Annotated in this window: 1 protein-coding gene; it reads left to right on the forward strand. The window is 66.4% G+C overall.

Annotated features, from left to right (window positions below; genetic code table 11):
* On the forward strand, positions 1–1,025 hold a 1,025-nt coding region (locus AB0I77_RS54000; RefSeq protein ID WP_363290401.1), incomplete at both ends, for a glycoside hydrolase domain-containing protein.

The raw sequence follows: 1,025 nt of genomic DNA on the forward strand, positions 1-1,025 counted from the left end.
ACGGCCAGGGCCTGGCCAACCTGTACGGCGGGCAGAAGGCACTGGAGCAGAAGCTGGACCAGTTCTTCGCCACCCCGGAGAACGCCGACAGGCCCGGCGGGTACGGCGGCACGATCCACGAGATGCTCGAGGCGAGTGCGGTGCGCATGGGCCAGCTCGGCATGAGCAACCAGCCGTCGCACCACATACCGTACATGTACGACTACGCCGGTGCGCCGTCCAAGACGCAGGCGATCGTGCGGGAGATCCTGCAGCGCCTCTACGTCGGCGACGAGATCGGCCAGGGCTACCCGGGTGACGAGGACAACGGCGAGATGTCGTCGTGGTACATCCTCAGCTCGCTGGGTATCTACCCGCTTCAGGCGGGCTCCTCCAACTGGGCCATCGGTTCACCGCAGTTCGCCCAGATGACCGTCCACCGCGAGAGCGGCGACATCGTCGTCAACGCGCCGGGCAACAGCACGAAGAACGTCTACGTGCAGAGTGTGAAGGTCAACGGGAAGACGCAGCAGGGCGTGTCCATCGACTCGTCCGTGCTCGACCATGGCGGCACGATCGACTTCCAGATGGGCCCGAACCCGTCGTCCTGGGGCACCGGCAAGAACGACGCGCCTTCGTCGCTGACCAAGGGCAACGAGGTGCCCAAGCCGTTGCAGGACACCACGGGCCCCGGCCTCGGCACCGCGACCGCGAGCGACGGGCAGGACGCGTCGAAGCTGTTCGACGACTCGTCGACCACGCAGATGACCTTCACCGACGGCACGCCGCAGGTGAACTGGGTTTTCCGCAGCGGTAAGCAGATGCCGACGTACTACACCCTCACCTCGGGGGCGAGTGCGGGCGACCCGACGGATTGGAAGCTGCAGGGCTCCAACGACGGGATCACCTGGACCACCGTCGACTCCCGCAAGGGCGAGGTCTTCGCGTCGCGCGGCCAGACCCGGCCGTTCAAGATCGGCAATTTGGGGAAGTTCGCACGGTTCCGCCTGGTCGTGAACAAGACCCTCGGCGCCGCGCAGACGAAC

The organism is Streptomyces sp. NPDC050619 (assembly GCF_040654815.1).
GTDB lineage: Bacteria > Actinomycetota > Actinomycetes > Streptomycetales > Streptomycetaceae > Streptomyces.